This window comes from Bacillus sp. NPDC093026 (genome assembly GCF_044754665.1).
Lineage (GTDB): Bacteria > Bacillota > Bacilli > Bacillales > Bacillaceae > Bacillus > Bacillus maqinnsis.
Genome location: NZ_JBIVPN010000001.1, coordinates 778,148 through 796,004, shown reverse-complemented (window position 1 = coordinate 796,004; position 17,857 = coordinate 778,148). Strand labels below are relative to the sequence as shown.

The window sequence follows — 17,857 nt, the reverse complement described above, 5'->3', positions numbered from 1 at the left end:
CACTTTTATTTTGCTGCTTTATAATTCATTTGTCTTTTCACCCAAAAGTGGTGTAAAAACCTGAAAAACGGCGGCAGCATGGCGATCACAAGAATGACTCTGATCACTTGTACAGCCACAACAAACGTGGAATCCTCGTGAAGTGTGACGGCTGTTGTCGCCATTTCAGCAATTCCGCCGGGGGAAAAAGCAAGAATGGCAGTAATCACAGAAATGCCGGTAATCTCTGCAATAGCAATCGAACTGAGAACAGTTGCTGCGATAAGCCCAGCAGAGCTAATGACAGCCACGATGAAGGTGTTTTTTAAACCGACAAACATTTGTTTATTCATTTTTGAACCAATGGTCGCACCTAAACATAGTTGTGAAGCGACATTCGCTTGTGCTGGCCAGTAAGGAATCAAATCATGTTCTATAAAAGCGCCGGCGGCCACTTGAAGTGTAGCGACACCTAACATGCTGCCAATTAACCAAGGGGCAGGGAAGTGTAGACGGACGGCCATGCGGGACACTAGCCAAGCGGCGAAGATGAGCGCGGCGGTCCAAGTGAGATTTGACACGGTAAAAACGCCTGAAGAGAAAGCACTGCCATGCGTTGTCACAACAGCGTCAGAATGACTTTTCGTGTTTAAATAAAACACAGTAAACGGAATGGTCAATACGACCATCAAGACACGTATTGTTTGCACTAAACTGACAACAGCCGTATTGGCACCAACTTCTTGTGCAATCCCCGGCATAGCAGACAATCCTCCAGGAGCAGTACCGACAAAGCTGGTCAGCATATCTGTTTTGCTCAATTTCCACATAACGAAGCCCGAGAGCATCGCTAGAAAAATAGAAAATATGAGCATGAAGCTGACAGAGAGCCAATTTTCAGCGAAAATATGAAGCACTTTCATGTTCATTTTCTGCCCAAGCTCTACTCCAAGAATGAACTGACCAAGGATAAGCCAATTGCCGTGAATAGGTGATATTTTCTCTTTACGCTGAAAGCGAAAGGGGCGAAATAGGGCAATGAACGCGGCAGTGACCAATGTACCAATCATCCAGCCGATAGACATTCCTGTTAAAGATAAAAGAAATCCGCCTAAACCGCTAATGACAATAAAAATAAGGTCGGTTTGAAGGCTGTTTCCTTGTTTCATCACGTGTAAACCTTCTTCCTGTATGTTTGTTCAATAAGTGAAATGTGGATATGTTCACTATAATATAAATGTATCAATAAATAAAATACGGATTTTTTTATCTTTTTCATAAGATAAACTTATAGATTGGTAAGTTCAATTTATGTAGGGAAGAAGATTTGATGAAAAAAGACCAATAAATAAAAAATAACTTTAGTCAGAAATAAAGACAATACACAACTATTTTCCCCTATTTTTGTTATCGGTTGACTATGATTTTTATTTACACTACAATGCTTAGTGTGAGGTGGTAACATGAAAATTCCTTCTTTTAAATATAATGAAAAGGGATTGAATCGTTTTTTTGGTCCTTTAGAAGGAAAGATTATGGAAATTCTATATCAAGGTAAGGATATGTCGATTAAAGAAGTACAGCAGAAGCTATCAGATGAGAAGCCTATTAATTTCAACACTGTCATGACTGTGCTGAATCGCTTAACCGAAAAAGGGATTGTGGAAAAGAAAACGAAAGGTCGTTCATCTATCTATAATCCGATTTTAACAAAAGAAGAATTTCTCAATGAGCAAACCAAGTGGATAACGCAAGGGTTAATGGACGATTTTGGTCCACTGGCGGTGAATCATATGGTGGATGCGATTGAAAGTGCTGATCCTGAATTACTCAAAGTACTTGAAGCAAGACTTGCATCTAAAAAAAAGGAGAAGCAAAATGATTAAACTTAAGTCGAGTCTGCTGTTTTTAGGCGGGATGTTGATTGGTTTAGCCATTTTCTTTCAGATGGGTTATTACGTGCTCTCTAGCTTTTTTGGCTGGAACCAAGCATATAACCTCATCCATGTATGTCAGTCTGTTCTTAAATTCTATGGGTTAACTCCCTTGAAATATTTTTTGGATGCTTTGGTGATGTATACATTGGGATTTGCAGTGTTCTATATGACAAAGCAGATCAGAAAGTACACTCAATTAAAAAGAAACATAATGGTCGCTGTTGATCGAAAGTTGACAGAGGTCCTGTCAAAGAAGTATGCAAACGAAATCATTGTTTTTCATTATCATGAACCGCTTGCTTTTGCAATGGGTATGCTTCATCCGAAGGTTTACTTATCAACGACATTGATGAACATGCTCAATGAAGAAGAGATTGATGCCGTTGCTTACCACGAATTACATCATAAGGACAGCTACGACCCCATAAAAGCTTTCACTTTTTCAATGCTCACAAAGGTGATTTGGTATATTCCTGTGTTAAAACATATGAAAAAAAGCTACTCCGTTTTCCGTGAAGTCATTGCAGATGACTATGCTATTCAGCAGACAGGAACTGAGGAAGGAGTGGGTCAAGCCCTTTTGAAACTCATTAAAAATAGAACCCAGTTTCAAAAACGAACAAAGTTTGCTGTTTCCTTTGGAGACAGGGCGTTGAATTTACGAATTCAAAAGATTTTAAACCCAACATATAATATACCTTTCAATGTACCACTCATCCCATTTGTGACATCAGTCATTTTAATGGTCATCTTAATGATTATGTTAAATCTAAATTACTAAATTTTTTTATGTATACACATGACATAGTGTAGTGTGAAATAGGAGGAAATCACTATATGAAAACAAATCAAGAAATTGGAACCTTTTTTGTACGAGTTATTTTAGGCGTTATTTTCTTTTTACATGGGCTTCAGGCATATCAAGGAGGGCTAGAAGGCACAGCCGCATTCTTTGGTCAAATTGGTATTCCTGAATTTATGGCTTACATTGTAAAGACGATTGAATTAGTCGGTGGAATAGCACTTATTTTAGGTCTAGGTACACGTATTTTCGCTGCTTTATTTGTGCCAATTATGATCGTGGCGATTATCACGGTTGGTCTTTCTAAAGGATTTGTTGGTGGCTATGAATTTGAGCTGTCATTATTGGGCATGGCGCTTTACCTTGCACTGAGCGGCAGTAACCTCTTGTCTATTGATGGTCTGATGAAACATAAGCAACAAAGCAATGAAGCTAAATTTAATTAAAACTGTATGAAAAACTCCTCCTGTTGCTTTTAGCAGGGGGAGTTTTTGTTTATATCAAATTGTTGTTTTCACGTTTGAAAAAGTGATAAATGCAAGAGATGTTGCTTACGACACCTTTAATTTTCACTTTTTCGAATGAAGAAAAATCATTTTCATTTTTTGACGGAACATACGATCTCCTATTAAAATAGGACTATCTAGGAAGAGTGATGTGTTAAAAGATATAAAAACCACACAGCATGCTGCTGTTCATCTTGAGCTGTTCTTCGCATTAACTCTTTTGTTCCCTGATCTTGGACATAGTCAGATACTGTTAAGTAAAAATCAACTGTTTTTTGTTCGTCTTTAAATGCAAAAACGAGGCCCTCTCTCAGTTGATCTGGACAAGGTTCTGTTACGCTTGGTTTGTGGTTTTTTCCAGTGAGAGAATAGTATAGCTTTGAAAAATTTTGATAATGTCTTACCTCGTCCTGGCGTATTTCTTGAATGATCTTTTTTACCTCAGGATTTTTTGCTTTTTGTGCAAGTTTTTCGTAGCATTGTATCGCAGAATATTCACCATTAATGGCTTTTTCAAGATCTGAAATAATTCTTGTGTTTTGACGTATGTCATAGGGGGTGTAGTCATAATAACCGTAATACATGATATTGCTAGCCTCCTTTTAGATCATGATGGTTTATCATATGAAATGAGGTAATAAAGGTGCCTATTTTATTTCAGATAGGAAATGAGAAAGCGGGGTTTGTTATAGGAAAATAGCCATTTATCCTTATTTCCGCTAGAATATGAGTACATATAGAAAGGTGTTGTGGAGCGTGGAGATTCAGTTTTTAGCAGGCAGATCGGGGAGTGGAAAAACGACTGCGATAGTAGAAGAGATCAAAGAACAATTACGGCTTGATCCATTGGGTCATCCGATCATTTTTTTAGTCCCGGATCAAATGACATTTTTAATGGAATATGAGCTTGCAAAAACGTCTGAAGCTGGCGGAATGATCAGAGCTAAAGTATTTAGTTTTACTCGTCTCGCTTGGTCTATTTTACAGCAGACTGGCGGAGCGAACAGGCAATTTGTCACGAGTACCGGAATTCAAATGCTTTTAAGAAAAGTGATTGAGGAGCATAAAGAAAGTTTTAAAGTGTTTAAAAAGGCGAGTGATAAGCCAGGTTTTGTTGAGCAAATTGAAAAGACGATGGCGGAATTCAAAAGATACTGCATGATGCCAGAAGATGTAGAAAGAATTGCAACATCTAGCATGCATTCCGAATATACAGAAGAAAGGCGAGCAGCCGAAAAACTGCATGATCTGCATATTCTTTATAAGCAGATTGAACAGCATTTGCAGGGTGAATATGTACACTCTGAAGACTATTTGACCCTTCTCGCGCAGCAAATCCCTTTATCTGAAGAGCTGAAAACGGCTCATATTTATATAGACGGTTTTTATCAATTTACACCACAGCAGCTTCAAGTCATTGAGCAGCTTCTGCTACATACAAAAAAAATAACGGCTGCCTTCACGGTTGATCGGTCATATCACGACACACAGCCAAACGAACTTGATTTATTTCGGGTGACAGGTAAAACGTATTTTCAACTCTATCAGCTTGCCAAAAAGTGCGGAGCTGACATTTCCGAACAAGTATTAGAGAAGAATAAGCGTCATATCCATGCACATGATCTTGCCTATATAGAGAGTAATTACGAGCAAAGGCCGCTGCAGCCGTATCAAGAGAAAACGCCTCATATCACGGTGTCCAGAAGTGCAAATAAACGAGCCGAGATTGAGGGTGTTGCGAGAGACATTCTTGATTTAGTGAGAGAAAAGGATTTGAGATTACGCGATATCTCAATTATTGCAAGACATTTAGATGACTATAAAGATACATTGAAAGAGGTTTTTCGTGATTATGACATTCCTTTTTTTATTGATGGAAATGAATCAATGCAATATCATCCCCTCATTGAATTGATTCGTTCTAGTTTGGATATCATCAAAGGGAATTGGCGGTATGAAGCAGTATTTCGCTGTGTGAAAACAGAATTCCTATTCCCGCTTGAGCTTGCAAAAAATAAAGCGAGAGAACAGGCAGATCAGCTTGAAAATTATTGCATTGCATATGGTGTGAAAGGTGAACGCTGGACAAACGGTTCCCGCTTTCATTATCGAAGATTTCAATCGCTGGATGAAGATTTTGGACAAACAGATCAAGAAATTGAAATGGAACAAATGTTGAATGAGGTAAAAGAATGGATTGTTCCTCCTCTTTTTCAACTGCAAAAAAGGCTGAAAAAAGCGCAAAAAGTGAGGGAAAAGGTTGAAGCTATTTATTTATTTCTTGAGGAAGTGCAAGTGCCAGAGAAGCTTGAAAAAGCAAGATTAGAGGCCGAGAAAGCGGGGAGATTAGCTGAAGCGATGCAGCATGGACAAGTATGGGATGCTGTTATTCAATTAATGAATGAATTTGTTGAAATGCTAGGCGACGAGGAGCTTTCACTCCCTTTATTTCAGCAGATGATGGATACTGGCTTGGCATCTTTAAAGTTTGCTTTGATTCCGCCTTCACTTGATCAAGTGTTTATCGGAAGTATGGATTTATCTAGAATGTATCAAGTGAAGTGTACGTTTATCATTGGAGTAAATGATGGTGTAATTCCTGCACGGCCTTCTGATGAAAGTGTATTGTCTGAGGATGACCGCGAATGGCTAAAGCGTGCAGGAGCAGAGCTAGCAGATACAGGAAAGGAACGGCTGCTAGATGAGCAATTTTTAATTTACCAAGCATTATCAAGTCCATCTCATTATTTGTTTCTTTCATATCCGGTGGCAGATGCTGAGGGACGCTCTCTATTGCCTTCGACCTTCATTAAGTATTGCCAAGAGCTTATGCCAAACCATCAAAATGCATTGTATGTGCTTGACCCAGAACAGTTGGAGGAGCAGGATCAATTAAAGTTTGTAGTCAATGAGCCTGTCGCATTGTCCTATACCGTTTCGCAGCTTCAGCAATGGCTCAATCACTATCCCATCAGCGATGTGTGGTGGAGTGTATATAATTATTTAATGACATCACCATCACGGGATATCTCAAAGAACATCATTTCAAGCTTGTTTTTCACAAATAGAGCCAAGCCTTTAACGGAAAAAGTGACAAAAGAGCTTTATGGTGATCATATACAAGGCAGTGTTTCAAGGATGGAGAAATTTAATGCGTGTGCTTTTTCTCATTTTGCTTCACACGGTTTAAAACTAAAGGAAAGACAATTTTATAAATTGGAGGCACCTGATATAGGTCAGCTTTTCCACTCTGCATTAAAACACATTTCAGATACGCTCATTGAACAAAAAAAAGATTGGAAAAACTTGACGAAAGAAGACTGTGTCACCTATTCAAAATATGCGATTGAACAGCTTGCACCTCGTCTGCAACAAGAGATTTTATTAAGCTCTAATCGGCATGCTTATATAAAAGAAAAACTCCAGAAAATCCTGATAAGAGTTTCTTCTATACTAAGTGAGCATGCCAAAGTGAGTGCATTTTCTCCAGTGGGACTCGAGTTAGGCTTTGGAGGTCAAGGTCCTCTGCCGCCGTTCACCTTTCAATTAAAGAACGGTTGTACCATGGAGCTTGTTGGAAGAATTGACCGAGTTGATAAAGCGGAAGGTTCTAAAGGTTTGCTTTTGAGAATTGTAGACTACAAGTCAAGTGATAGAGGACTTGATCTAGCAGAGGTTTACTATGGTTTGGCATTGCAAATGCTGACTTACTTAGACTTGACGATTACTTATTCTAAAGAGTGGCTTGGAATGGAGGCGACACCGGCAGGTATTTTATACTTCCATATTCATGATCCGCTCATTCAAGCCCCGATTCCGTTAGCAGAGGATGAAATTGAGCAGGAAATATTTAAGAAATTTAAAATGAAAGGTCTCTTGCTTGAAGATGTAGAGGCAGTTAAGCTCATGGATCAGACACTTGAAACAGGGAAATCACAAGTCATTCAAGCCGGTTTGAAAAAGGATGGATCTTTCCGTTCTGATTCTGCTGTTTTAAGTGAGGACCATTTTCAAATACTCACAAAGCATGTTCGCCGTACTTTTGAAGAAGCAGGGGAAAGAATTACGAATGGTGAAGTGGATATTAACCCATATAAACTTAAGGATCAGACTCCTTGCCGATTTTGTTCGTTTAAGTCTATTTGCCAGTTCGATGAATCAATAGAGGATAACGAATTCCGAGTACTTACTTCTGAGAAAGATGAAGTCATGTTAGAGCGGATCAAAAAAGAAGGGGATCAGTATGCAAATTCCAAAACCGAATAACAGTACATGGACGGATGATCAGTGGGAAGCCATTGTTTCAGAGGGGCAGGATATCCTTGTTGCAGCGGCGGCGGGATCAGGTAAAACGGCCGTCTTGGTTGAACGGCTGATCCGAAAAATGACGCGGGCTGAGCATCCAGTTGATGTTGACCGTCTGCTAGTCGTTACTTTTACAAATGCGTCTGCGGCAGAAATGAAGCATCGAATCACTGAAGCACTTGAAAAAGAATTATCAAAGAATCCAGGTTCTCTTCATATTAGAAGACAACTATCACTTATGAATCGTGCCAATATTTCTACCTTGCACTCATTTTGTTTGCAAGTTCTGCGCACATTTTATTATGAGATTGACCTTGATCCGGGTTTTCGTTTGGCAGACCAAACGGAGGGAGAATTATTAGGAGATGAAGTCTTGGACGAGCTGTTTGAGGATGAATATAAAGCTGGAAAGCAATCATTCTTTGAACTGGTTGATCGTTACACATCAGATCGTCATGACTTAGATTTGCAATGGCTTGTGAAAAGAATTTATGAATTTTCTAGGTCGCATCCTTCTCCTCTGCAGTGGATGCGTGCGTTTATTTCTCTTTACGATGTGGATGAACATACAAAAGTCGAAGATTTACCATTTTACCGATATATAAAAGAGGATATTTCTCTCGTTTTTCGAAGCTGCCAAGAGCTATTGGAACGAGCACTTGCTCTGACAAAAGAGCCGGGCGGTCCAGCACCGAGAGCAGAGAATTTTATAGATGATTTACAGCAAATAAATGAATTAATCAGTCATCAAGATCATTTTGAGATGCTTTATCAACTTGTGCCTAACATCAATTTCAAAAGGCTAAAGACATGCAAAGGAGATGAATATGATCCTGTTCTTTTGGAAAAAGCCACGGATGTACGCAATCAGGCAAAAAAACAAATAGAAAAGTTAAAAAATGATTACTTTATGCGAAGTCCGGCTCAGCATTTGCAAAGCTTGGCTGAAATGAAGCCAGTTGTGGAGACCCTCGTGGAGCTTGTGATTGAATTCGGAGAGCGTTTTGAAAGAGCGAAACAAGAAAAATCCATCGTGGACTTTTCAGATCTAGAGCATTATTGTTTAAGAATTTTAGCTAAGCAGGATGCGCAAGGGAACTTAATCGAAACAGACGCCGCTAAATATTATCAGAATCAATTCGAGGAAGTACTCGTTGACGAATATCAAGATACAAATCTTGTTCAAGAAACGATTTTAAAGCTTGTATCTAAAGGTCAAAAACCAGAAGAAGGCAATCTATTTATGGTTGGAGATGTGAAGCAATCTATTTATCGTTTTAGACTTGCAGAGCCAATGCTCTTTTTAAATAAATATAAACAATTTACATCAGACGGCAAACAAACTGGCAAAAGAATCGATTTAAATAAAAACTTTCGAAGCCGTTCGGATGTTTTGGACAGCACAAACTTTCTGTTCAAACAGCTCATGGGAGAAACGGTTGGAGAGATTGAGTATGATGAACAAGCTGAATTAAAGCTTGGTGCAAGCTATCCAAAGGGTGAAGACACGACAACAGAAATGCTTCTTGTACACCTTGATCAAAATGAGACTGAAAGCGATGAAGAACGAGAAGAATTAGAGACAGTTCAGTTTGAAGCAAGGGTGATTGCTAGAAAAATAAAAGAATTGATTGAGCAACCTTTTCAAGTTTACGATGCCAAACAGCAAATGAGTCGAAACTTGCAATATCGTGATATTGTCATCTTGCTGCGGTCCATGCCATGGGCACCGCAAATGATGGAGGAACTGAAGAAGCAGGGAATTCCTGTGTATGCGAATCTCTCTTCAGGATATTTTGATGCAACTGAGGTATCTGTTGTTCTTTCGCTTTTAAAAGTAATCGATAATCCATATCAGGATATCCCATTAGCAGCAGTTTTAAGATCACCTATTGTCCATTTAGATGAAAATGAAATGGCGCTTATCAGAACGAGCGATAAGAAAGGAACTTATTATGATGCTGTGAAGAAATACATGAGTATGACGAGCTCTGATCAACCAACATGCCAAAAACTAGAGCGATTCTTTCACTTATTGCGTAAGTGGCGTGATTTCTCTATGAATCACTCGGTGGCAGAATTAATTTGGGAGGTTTATAGGGATACACAATATTTTGATTATGTTGGCGGGATGCCAGGAGGCAAACAAAGACAAGCGAATCTCCGGGCTCTTTATGATCGTGCAAAACAATATGAAAAGGCTGCATTCCGAGGGTTGTTTCGATTTCTTCGGTTTATCGAAAGAATGCAAGACAGAGGAGACGATCTTGGAGCGGCGAAGACGTTCAGTGAAACAGAGGATGTTGTCCGTATGATGACGATCCATAGTAGTAAAGGGTTAGAATTTCCTGTTGTATTTACTGCTGGACTCGGTAGGAATTTTAACATGATGGATTTAAATCAGTCCTATCTGCTCGATAAAGAATTAGGCTTTGGAAGCAAGTATATTCATCCTGAACTGAGAATCAGTTATGCCACATTACCGCTTGTGGCGATGAAGAAAAAAATGAGAAGAGAGTTATTATCTGAGGAGCTAAGAGTGTTGTATGTGGCACTTACAAGAGCCAAGGAGAAATTATTTTTGGTCGGTTCAGTCAAAAATCAGGTAAAGGCATTAAGCAAATGGCAGACCGTAGCAAAAGGGGAAGAGTGGTTGCTTCCTGATTTTGAACGGTATCAAGCGAAAACATACTTAGACTTCATCGGACCTGCCCTCATCCGGCATCAAGCAATGACATCAATTTTAGAAGAGGCAGGAGACATCGTTTTAACTCATCCATCTTCATTTTTGATCTCATTTACACAATCAGCAGACCTTTTAAAAGAAGATTTATCTCATGAAAAGAAACATCAAGATCAAGTTGTACAAGCATTGATGGAAGGTCTACCTGTTCAAGGAGGGGATGTCTTTGAGGAGGAAGTGGCTAAGAGACTTACATGGAGATATCCATATTTAGCAACCGCACAGGTTGGCACGAAACAGTCTGTTTCAGAGATCAAGAGAATGAAAGAATTAGAGGATGAATACAGTGTTCCCTCTTCCATTCGAAAAGCTCGTGCAACATTATATGACCGGCCGGCTTTTATGAAGAAAAAGGCACTCACCGCCGCAGAAAAAGGCACAGCAATGCATACTGTGATGCAGCACATTCTTTTGCCAGTGCAAGAGCCTTATCATGAAACTCAAATCGAGCAGCTACTTCATTCGTTCATGGAGCGAGATTTACTGACAGAAGAACAAATCCAATCAATTGATAAAGATGGAATTACTGCATTCTTTTCTACTTCCGTTGGACAAAAACTAATGAAAGCTGATTGGGTGAAAAGAGAAGTTTCATTTAGTATGGTTCTGCCTGTGAAAGACGTGTACAGCCATATTGATGCAGATGGTGATCCTGTGCTGATTCAAGGAATGATTGATTGTTTGTTTGAAGTAGATGGAAAGCTTTATTTACTTGATTATAAAACAGACAGAGTACAAGGAAGGTATGCAGGCGGAATTGAGGCGGCTGAGTCCATTTTGAGAAAACGCTATGAAACACAAATAGAGTTATATGCAACAGCTGTGGAACGATTAACGAAAAGACCATTAGAGGAGAAAATTCTCTATTTCTTTGATGGCAACTTGGAGATTTCTTTATAAGTCAATTGGAATGAGAGGTGAATGACATGAGGATTCTGCATACAGCTGATTGGCATTTAGGGAAAACACTGGAAGGGCGTAGCCGACTTGATGAACAAGCTGAATTTTTAGATGAATTGTATAGAATCGTCAAGGACGAACAAATTGATGTGGTTGTGATGGCTGGTGATGCCTTTGATACAGTCAATCCGCCTGCAAGAGCAGAACAGCTTTTTTATGAAAGTCTATCTGCTTTATCAGATAAAGGGAAGCGGCAGGTTGTTGTGATTTCAGGTAACCATGATCATCCAGATCGTCTATCGGCGGCATCTCCCTTAACAAATGAGCGAGGAATTCATTTAATTGGATATCCAACCAATGACCTCATCCGTGTGGACGTTCCTTCTTCGAGTGAACGTCTATTGATTGCAGCACTTGCTTATCCATCAGAGGCGAGGTTAAACGAGGTGTTGGCTGAAACATTTGATGAGAAACTGCTACGGGATCATTACAACCAGAAAATACAACAATTATTTCATCATTTAAGCAATCAATTCCAGCCAGATGCGGTCAATATAGCGACTAGCCATATTTATGTAGCAGGGGGGAGTCAAACAGACTCAGAAAGACCGATTGAAGTTGGAGGTGCTTATACAGTTGCGGCTGAAAGTCTGCCAGAAGAAGCTTGTTATGTCGCACTCGGACATTTACATCGTCCGCAAACAATCAAACGTGCAAAAACCATTGCCCGCTATTCTGGATCACCACTTGCCTACAGTTTTTCAGAATCAGGCTATGCCAAGTCAGTCACAATTGTGGATGCGAAACCTAATGAAAAAGCAAGCTGGCAAGAAGTGTTTTTATCAAGTGGTAAGCCACTTGTGAAGTGGAAGGCGACTGAAGGGTTAAGTCAAGTGCATAAATGGGTAGATGAGAAACGAGATCTTCATGCTTGGATTGACTTAGAGGTTCATTTAACAGATCAACTATCAATCGAAGACATCCATCAGTTAAGAAATCAGCATAGTGGATTTGTACATATTAGACCAAAGTTCCGAGAATTACAGCAAATTGAAGATCAAAAAAAACAAGACCAACTCTCTATTGAAGAACGATTTGTTAAATTTTATGAGCGACAAACAGGTGGTGGACTACCTGATGAAAATACAGTAAAGCTGTTTTTAGAGCTTGCAAATGAAACGCAAGAGGAGGAAGCGACATGAAGCCGATCACGCTAACCATTAAAGGTCTTCATAGCTTCAGAGAAGAGCAAACCATTGATTTCAGCTTATTATGTGATGCAGGTGTGTTTGGCATATTTGGGCCGACTGGAAGCGGCAAGTCCTCCATATTAGATGCTATGACACTAGCACTCTATGGCAAAGTCGAGCGCGCCTTGAATAATACCCACGGTATTTTGAATCAAGCTGAGGAGAAGCTATCGGTTTCTTTTACTTTTGCTTTGCAAAAGGAGCATAAAATTTCTTATAAAGTCGAACGTGCTTTCAAGCGTGCAGATGAAATGAAAGTCAGAACAACACTATGCCGCCTTATTGAAATCAGCGATACACAAACTGTTCTTGCGGATAAAGCGAGTGAAGTTAATCGTAAAATAGAAGAATTACTTGGATTAACCATTGATGATTTTACGCGAGCAGTTGTCTTGCCTCAAGGGAAGTTTGCTGAATTTCTCTCATTAAAAGGAGCAGACAGACGTCAAATGCTTCAGCGTTTGTTTAATTTAGAAAAGTATGGTGATCAGCTTGTCAAGCGTTTGCGAGCAAAGGCCCAGCATGAATATGGACGGAAAAATGAACTGCTAGCTGAACTTACTGGTTTAGGGGAGGCTGGACCAGATGCGCTAGCAAAAGCAAAGGAAGCCGCTGAGCAAGCAAAAGCGGTTTTTTATGAAAAAAAACAGGCGCGGGACGAAGCGGTAAATGCTTTTACAGAGGCGCAAGCGATATGGCAATATCAAGAGGAGCAGCAAGCATATAAAACAGAACAAAACAAGATCAACTTGCTTGCGCCAACTATTGAAGAAAAAAAGAAACAACTCGAAACTGCTCAGCAGGCAGAGATGTTAAAGCCATATGCAGATGCATTAACAAGATCTATAGTCCTGCTTACTCAAGCGGTAAAAGAGAGGCAGGAAGCTGAAAAAAATCTACTCCAGCAACGTACAGTTTATGATCAAATGACGCAGGAGTATGAGCGTAATAGACAAAAGAAATTAGAGACTGAACCAGAGCTTCTCCAAAAGAAAGAGCAGCTTATTCATTTAAAAGAAGTCGAACGTAAAAAAGAAGCGGCTTTTCAGGAAAAGGTGGTATTGGAACAGCAAAAAACGGAAAAAACTCAGCAATTGGCACACAAAAAAGAAGAAGCTGAAAATATCCATTCTTTATTAGAGCGTGCTCTTACGAAACAAACGCAGCTGAAACATGAGTTGGAGCAATTACATGTGCCTTTAAAAGAGAGGAAAAGTGTACAGGATGCTTTGCGTTTAAGTGAGAATGTTCAAAGAATCAACCTGAACATTCAAAAAGAAGAACAAAAACTTGAGGAAGTAGAAAAGCGATCTTCATATGCAGTACAAGTATATGAGAAGCTTCAAAAACAACAAAAAGAACATCATGAAAAATTAGACCAATCGTTTCAGGCGATTGAAGAGCTTTATTTCTATGTATGTGAATTAGAACGAGCGCTCGCAGATGTGAGCAAAAAAGAGCATCATCAAAGAATCGAAAAGCTAAAACAGCGTGATGCAGCAAGAGCTTCAGAATTAAGAAAAGAATTGGCTGCAAAACTAGTGGATGGTGAGCCATGCCCAGTGTGCGGGTCAATTCATCATGATCCGCAGGTTGCGCTAGCTGATGAGCACGAGGAGACCGTTGCCCATATCGACGAAGCCATCCAGAAGATTGATCAAGAGCTAAAACAAGCAGAAGAATATGCTAGGGAGATGTATGTAGCAAAACAGAATTTAGAAACGCACTCAAATCATTTAGTCAAGCAATTCTCTTTTTTATCTCAAAAAGCCCCCGATACGGAGGTTGCAGCGGCAGTTGAATCAGTGGAAAATCATCAGTCTCTGCATCACATCATTCAAGAGTGGAAAGGCATCAAACAAGATATTCAAGGGATTGAGAGTAAACTTTCTCGTTTAATGGATGATACTCATCATACAACGGCAGAGATGAGTAAAATGGAGGATCAGTTGCAATTTGAACAGCAACGTATCCAAGAATTACATGAGCTGATTGAGGGGCTTCAAACTGAGCTTGCAGATCAAACTAAACAATTTGAACAGGCATTCCCAAACTTTACAATGAATCAAGTACACGATTTGCAAAGGCAAATAGATGAAAAGGATCAACTAGCTGAAGGTTTTAAAGAACGTATTGAGAAGAGCATTGCATTTTTAGAAGAAAAACAGCAGATAAAAGAGCAACTGCAAAAAAACATATACGATTTAGAGATGGAGCTTCATAAATTAGAGCACCAGCTAGAAAGCCAACAACAGATTATTCATCAATATGAAACAGACTTAAGTCGCTATCCATTAACAGCTTCATCTGTTTCAGAAGAACTGATATCGGTTGAACAATCATTAACTCATTTGAATGAAAATGAACAGCAATCATACCAAAAATTAAAGCAGGCACAGCAATTATTTAGTGAGGCACAGAGTCATTTTTCAAGTAGCGAGCGTCAACTGCAGGAAGCTAAGCGACGAAATCAAGAAGCTGAAGCAGCATGGCAAAAAGAAACAGAATCATCCAGCTTTACCAAGCCGCAGGAGATTGAATCTGCCTTAATGGATCGAACTGTACGTCATACGGTAAAACAAGAAATTGAAGAATTTGAGGATAAAAGGAAGCAATGTGCAGCAAACTTAAAGCGAATTTCTGAACTGCTCAAAGATAAGTCATTGGATGAAGAGCAGTGGACGGACGTCCAATTAAGAAAAGAAGCGGCAGAAAAAGCACTGGAAGAAGCGGCAGCGATGAGCGGCTCCGCCAATGAACATTTACGTGTCATTGAAGCAAATCATCAACGTTTTTCAAGCATTCATGCACAATTACAAGAGTTACAACAAGAAATTGATCGGCTTGATAAGTTGCAAACCGTTTTTAAAGGGAATGCCTTTGTTGAGTTTTTAGCAGAGGAACAGTTAGAGAGTGTGAGCCGTGATGCATCTGCTCGTCTCGGTATTTTGACAAGACAAAGATATGCTATAGAGGTCGACTCAGAAGGGGGCTTTGTGATGCGTGATGATGCAAATGGAGGGGTCAGACGTCCAGTGTCAAGCTTGTCCGGCGGGGAAACCTTCCTGACGTCACTTGCGCTTGCACTTGCTCTTTCAGCACAAATACAGCTGAGAGGAGAATTCCCGCTTCAATTCTTTTTCCTTGATGAAGGATTCGGCACACTTGATCAAGACTTATTAGATACTGTCATTACTGCACTAGAAAAGCTTCAGTCGCAAAACTTGGCAGTTGGTGTGATCAGCCATGTAGAAGAATTAAAGATGAGACTGCCGAAAAAACTGATTGTCCATCCAGCAGATCCAAGCGGGAAAGGGACAACGGTATCAATGGAATTGATGTAAACATTTGGGGTGTTGACAGGATGGTCAAGCAAACAATTGGATTATGTGAGTTGTGCGGAAGACAAGAAGTCCTGCTTACGGAACATCATTTAACACCAAGAGAGGAAGGTGGGGCATTTTCCCCGACTGCCTTCATGTGCATCCCTTGCCATAAACAAGTGCATGCCTTATATACAAATCAGGAGCTCGCGGCACGTTTAAATACAATTGATGCGTTGAGACGAGATGAAAAGCTCACTTCGTACATCAAATGGATTCGAAAACAGCCGGCAAGCAGGCTGGTCAAAACAAAAAAATCAAGACAACGCAGAAAGAAATAAGCATAAAAAAGCACTCCTCTAGGTGAAATCAGTGTATAGAGGAGTCGCTTTATGCATTGCCTACCATATTCTGGTCATTTAAGTCAGGATCTAAATAGTTGGTTGCGCTAATGCCATTATTCAATATCAAAAAATCTCCGGTATTTCCCGCTCCAGAACCTAGAGCTGATTTTGACGAACTTTTAGGCGAAAGGTAAAATGAATCACCCACGTTTACGACGCCTCCAGAAATAGAGTTAATGTAAATTGGTCCGACAATTGCTGGCATAATCGACATCCTTTATCCGAAGTCATATCACCATCATATGCGCAGGTGGGTCCATTTGTGAGTTTGGCTAATTTTCGTCATTGCTAAATAGCTCTCGAATGTGCTTCACTCGCGCCACAGCATTTATTTCACAGCTAGAGCCAATTTGATAAATAGAAGAGGAAGAGACCCCTTCTACATGTATCGAGGAAACTTTAATAACAGGCTTTTCATGGTAAAATGCGGTTCTGACTGATCGTTCTGGCAGCATCTTGGGTATTGACTGATAATATACTTCGAATTCTTTTGCATTGAAATTCCCTTCATAGCTATAAAATAAGCTAATCGTTCTTTGAACAGCTAAAACTTTTATTTTCGGGCATAGCTCTTGCGTATCTCCAATTTGAACCACACTAGAAATCCCGACAGAATTCACCTTTGAGAATTTCACTTGTGATGTGCGTTTCATCATTATCGAGGTCCTAGAGGAACAAACGGACCAATAATGAGTGATTCTGGCGGAGTATCAAAAATTGAAGATAATTGTACATGGTCTGTGTCCCCAATGATAAATAATGAAGAGGACGAAACCCCAGTTACTTTAATACTTCCAGTCTCGATGTTGCGGTTGACGACTGTGAAATTCATCCGTTTTCCTCTCCTTTCATTTCATTTGGAATGTGAGTTAAAAAGTGCTCAATCGCTCTTTTGACATCATGCTTCACGTATTCAGCTATTTGCTCTGAACGCTGCAGTGGAGTCATATCTTCCCTTTGCGGCAGTTGTCCCGCATAGTATTTGATTCTGCTGTCAATTTGCTTTCGGATGTCTTCGATAATATGGTGTTTGTTGCTTTCATCAAGACTGCCTTCATATCGCTGCTCTAATTCTTCAAGAAGGTCAGGTGCTTCTTCATTTAAGAAAGAATCGACAAGCTGACGTGTTTGATTGAAAAATTGATCAGCCATTTCTTGCTGCATCATCCCAATTCCCGGCGTGGTTGTTTGACCTACTTCAAAATTTTGAACACTGTTAGGATCAGATGGATTGAGGCCAATATTTAATGTGCCTTCCAGCCGCTCGATTTTCAGTTGATCAAATTGATAATCAATTCGTTCAATATTCGTTGTCGGTTTATCTTTGATCATTTGTATTTCCTGCTGAAGCTCGTTAAGCTTTTTTTCAAGCATCATAATTTGTTGTGTTTGCTTTTGAATCATGCCGTACATTTGCGAAACATTGACTTGGTAGTCATACATTTAGATACACCTCCCGGGATAGCAGATGAACTTAAGTTGGTGACTGAAGCGGAACAAAAGGTGCTGTGCTTGCTCCTTCAGATTCTTCAATTCCTTGTGTGCTTGTTGTTGCAGGTGCTGGTTCAACATAACTTCCCGTGTTATACAGGTTGGAAAGAGCCTTGATGGATCCAGCACTCCCAATTTGCAGAACAGACGAGTTACTCACAGACTCCACGCGTAAATAGTTAATCTGTATCGCTTGATTAATATAGAAGTTCAATGC

At 39.8% G+C, this 17,857-nt stretch carries 15 protein-coding genes; 8 read left to right on the top strand and 7 right to left on the bottom strand.

The genetic code is table 11. From position 1 onward, the window contains the following. Positions 1–5: 5 nt before the first annotated feature. Positions 6–1,148 carry an AbrB family transcriptional regulator gene (locus ACIQCE_RS04065; protein WP_400493839.1) on the bottom strand — a complete coding sequence of 381 codons (1,143 nt, stop codon included), beginning with the start codon at positions 1,146–1,148 and terminating at the stop codon, positions 6–8. A 294-nt stretch (positions 1,149–1,442) separates the two neighbouring features. On the opposite strand from ACIQCE_RS04065, the gene ACIQCE_RS04060 reads away from it, so the two are divergent. Genes ACIQCE_RS04060 through ACIQCE_RS04050 form a run of 3 tightly spaced genes read left to right on the top strand, consistent with a single transcriptional unit; the run spans position 1,443 to position 3,164 of the window. Continuing rightward, positions 1,443–1,865 carry a BlaI/MecI/CopY family transcriptional regulator gene (locus ACIQCE_RS04060; RefSeq protein ID WP_400493697.1) on the top strand — a complete coding sequence of 141 codons (423 nt, stop codon included), beginning with the start codon at positions 1,443–1,445 and terminating at the stop codon, positions 1,863–1,865. Beyond that, positions 1,858–2,697 carry a M56 family metallopeptidase gene (locus tag ACIQCE_RS04055; protein WP_400493696.1) on the top strand — a complete coding sequence of 280 codons (840 nt, stop codon included), beginning with the start codon at positions 1,858–1,860 and terminating at the stop codon, positions 2,695–2,697. Before ACIQCE_RS04060 ends, ACIQCE_RS04055 begins: the two co-directional genes overlap by 8 nt. A 56-nt stretch (positions 2,698–2,753) precedes the next feature. Then, positions 2,754–3,164, top strand: a complete 411-nt coding sequence (locus ACIQCE_RS04050) for a DoxX family protein (RefSeq protein WP_400493695.1) — start codon at positions 2,754–2,756, stop codon at positions 3,162–3,164. A 197-nt stretch (positions 3,165–3,361) separates the two neighbouring features. Here the strand turns inward: ACIQCE_RS04050 and ACIQCE_RS04045 are convergent, their stop codons facing one another. After that, positions 3,362–3,808, bottom strand: a complete 447-nt coding sequence (locus tag ACIQCE_RS04045) for a ferritin-like domain-containing protein (protein ID WP_400493694.1) — start codon at positions 3,806–3,808, stop codon at positions 3,362–3,364. Positions 3,809–3,980: 172 nt separating this feature from the next. Between ACIQCE_RS04045 and addB the strand changes: the two genes are divergently transcribed. The 5 genes from addB to ACIQCE_RS04020 are packed head-to-tail and all read left to right on the top strand — an operon-like array spanning position 3,981 to position 16,086. Then, positions 3,981–7,490, top strand: coding sequence for a helicase-exonuclease AddAB subunit AddB (gene addB, locus ACIQCE_RS04040; RefSeq protein ID WP_400493693.1), 3,510 nt, complete (start codon positions 3,981–3,983; stop codon positions 7,488–7,490). Then, a complete protein-coding gene (gene addA, locus ACIQCE_RS04035; RefSeq protein WP_400493692.1) occupies positions 7,468–11,172 on the top strand; it encodes a helicase-exonuclease AddAB subunit AddA in 3,705 nt (1,234 codons plus the stop codon). The genes addB and addA overlap by 23 nt, the downstream gene beginning before the upstream one ends. 26 nt (positions 11,173–11,198) lie before the next feature. Then, on the top strand, positions 11,199–12,374 hold the full coding sequence (sbcD, locus tag ACIQCE_RS04030) for an exonuclease subunit SbcD (protein WP_400493691.1): 1,176 nt from the start codon (positions 11,199–11,201) through the stop codon (positions 12,372–12,374). Beyond that, positions 12,371–15,766 (top strand): exonuclease subunit SbcC, encoded by a 3,396-nt coding sequence (sbcC, locus tag ACIQCE_RS04025; protein WP_400493690.1) that lies wholly within the window; start codon positions 12,371–12,373, stop codon positions 15,764–15,766. The genes sbcD and sbcC overlap by 4 nt, the downstream gene beginning before the upstream one ends. Positions 15,767–15,786: 20 nt before the next feature. After that, the gene (locus tag ACIQCE_RS04020; protein WP_400493689.1) at positions 15,787–16,086 is read left to right on the top strand and encodes an HNH endonuclease; all 300 of its coding nucleotides are present in this window, start codon (positions 15,787–15,789) and stop codon (positions 16,084–16,086) included. A gap of 49 nt (positions 16,087–16,135) precedes the next feature. Here ACIQCE_RS04020 and ACIQCE_RS04015 read toward each other — a convergent pair whose 3' ends face one another. The 5 genes from ACIQCE_RS04015 to ACIQCE_RS03995 all read right to left on the bottom strand — a co-directional run bounded on the left by ACIQCE_RS04015 (position 16,136) and on the right by ACIQCE_RS03995 (position 17,854). After that, positions 16,136–16,354 carry a spore germination protein gene (locus tag ACIQCE_RS04015; protein WP_400493688.1) on the bottom strand — a complete coding sequence of 73 codons (219 nt, stop codon included), beginning with the start codon at positions 16,352–16,354 and terminating at the stop codon, positions 16,136–16,138. A 67-nt stretch (positions 16,355–16,421) separates the two neighbouring features. Then, complete coding sequence (locus ACIQCE_RS04010) at positions 16,422–16,805, bottom strand: spore germination protein GerPE (protein WP_353856179.1); 384 nt, start codon at positions 16,803–16,805, stop codon at positions 16,422–16,424. Beyond that, entirely contained in the window at positions 16,805–16,981 is a 177-nt protein-coding gene (locus ACIQCE_RS04005; protein ID WP_353856178.1) for a spore gernimation protein GerPD, read from the bottom strand. Before ACIQCE_RS04005 ends, ACIQCE_RS04010 begins: the two co-directional genes overlap by 1 nt. Then, entirely contained in the window at positions 16,978–17,592 is a 615-nt protein-coding gene (locus ACIQCE_RS04000) for a spore germination protein GerPC (RefSeq protein WP_400493687.1), read from the bottom strand. Before ACIQCE_RS04000 ends, ACIQCE_RS04005 begins: the two co-directional genes overlap by 4 nt. Positions 17,593–17,623: 31 nt before the next feature. Beyond that, a complete protein-coding gene (locus tag ACIQCE_RS03995; protein ID WP_400493686.1) occupies positions 17,624–17,854 on the bottom strand; it encodes a spore germination protein GerPB in 231 nt (76 codons plus the stop codon). Between the last annotated feature and the right edge of the window lie 3 nt (positions 17,855–17,857).

Bases quoted from the DNA above. Each gene is read 5' to 3' on its own strand.
- ACIQCE_RS04000 (WP_400493687.1), bottom strand. From the start codon at position 17,592: ATGTATGACTACCAAGTCAATGTTTCGCAAATGTACGGCATGATTCAA.
- sbcD (WP_400493691.1), top strand. From the start codon at position 11,199: ATGAGGATTCTGCATACAGCTGATTGGCATTTAGGGAAAACACTGGAA.
- ACIQCE_RS04045 (WP_400493694.1), bottom strand. From the start codon at position 3,808: ATGTATTACGGTTATTATGACTACACCCCCTATGACATACGTCAAAAC.
- ACIQCE_RS04065 (WP_400493839.1), bottom strand. From the start codon at position 1,148: ATGAAACAAGGAAACAGCCTTCAAACCGACCTTATTTTTATTGTCATT.
- ACIQCE_RS04015 (WP_400493688.1), bottom strand. From the start codon at position 16,354: ATGCCAGCAATTGTCGGACCAATTTACATTAACTCTATTTCTGGAGGC.
- sbcC (WP_400493690.1), top strand. From the start codon at position 12,371: ATGAAGCCGATCACGCTAACCATTAAAGGTCTTCATAGCTTCAGAGAA.
- addA (WP_400493692.1), top strand. From the start codon at position 7,468: ATGCAAATTCCAAAACCGAATAACAGTACATGGACGGATGATCAGTGG.
- ACIQCE_RS04055 (WP_400493696.1), top strand. From the start codon at position 1,858: ATGATTAAACTTAAGTCGAGTCTGCTGTTTTTAGGCGGGATGTTGATT.
- ACIQCE_RS04020 (WP_400493689.1), top strand. From the start codon at position 15,787: ATGGTCAAGCAAACAATTGGATTATGTGAGTTGTGCGGAAGACAAGAA.
- ACIQCE_RS04005 (WP_353856178.1), bottom strand. From the start codon at position 16,981: ATGAATTTCACAGTCGTCAACCGCAACATCGAGACTGGAAGTATTAAA.
- ACIQCE_RS04060 (WP_400493697.1), top strand. From the start codon at position 1,443: ATGAAAATTCCTTCTTTTAAATATAATGAAAAGGGATTGAATCGTTTT.
- ACIQCE_RS04010 (WP_353856179.1), bottom strand. From the start codon at position 16,805: ATGATGAAACGCACATCACAAGTGAAATTCTCAAAGGTGAATTCTGTC.
- ACIQCE_RS04050 (WP_400493695.1), top strand. From the start codon at position 2,754: ATGAAAACAAATCAAGAAATTGGAACCTTTTTTGTACGAGTTATTTTA.